Raw genomic sequence first — 623 nt, 5'->3', positions numbered from 1 at the left:
GATGATCAAAATCTGACGCTAATCAGGTACCACTCTAAGTATCGAGGATGGAAACAGTGTTGATCTGGCCACCCTGGATACAGATAACCAAGGTGTCGATAACTTCTCCCTCAGTGGAACAACGCTAACCCTGGAGGTGGAAGATGATGGTCAAATACCACATACGGTTGACTTATCAGCTTTGCAAGATGGGACGGGTACGGATGATCAAAATCTGACGCTAACCGGCACCACTCTAAGTATCGAAGATGGAAACAGTGTTGATCTCGCTACTCTCGATACAGATGACCAAGGTGTCGATAACTTCTCCCTTAGCGGAACAACGCTAACCCTGGAGGTGGAAGATGATGGTCAAATACCACATACGGTAGACTTATCAGCTTTGCAAGATGGGACGGGTACGGATGATCAAAATCTAAGCTTATCGGGTAGTGTACTAAGTATTGAGGATGGTAATTCTGTAGATTTATCTGATTACGTAGGCAATAGTGAAGTGATTGCCCTTGTGACAACGGGGAACCCTATTGCAGAACATACTTCTGGTGATGGCACGGAGGTAGAACTCCAGGAAACAGTTACGACCATTGCGCTTGATGGTCCGAATTCTGAAATCAGATACACGG

Annotated in this window: 1 pseudogene; it reads left to right on the top strand. The window is 45.7% G+C overall.

The features are described 5' to 3' along the window. Positions 1-136 precede the first annotated feature (136 nt). Positions 137-623 (top strand): annotated as a pseudogene (locus ACRBG0_RS21390) (hypothetical protein); the annotation flags it as partial.

The organism is Lewinella sp. (assembly GCF_050633125.1).
Classification (GTDB): domain Bacteria; phylum Bacteroidota; class Bacteroidia; order Chitinophagales; family Saprospiraceae; genus Lewinella.
The sequence above is the reverse complement of the archived record's forward strand: the minus strand, read 5'-3'. Positions and strand labels throughout refer to the sequence as shown.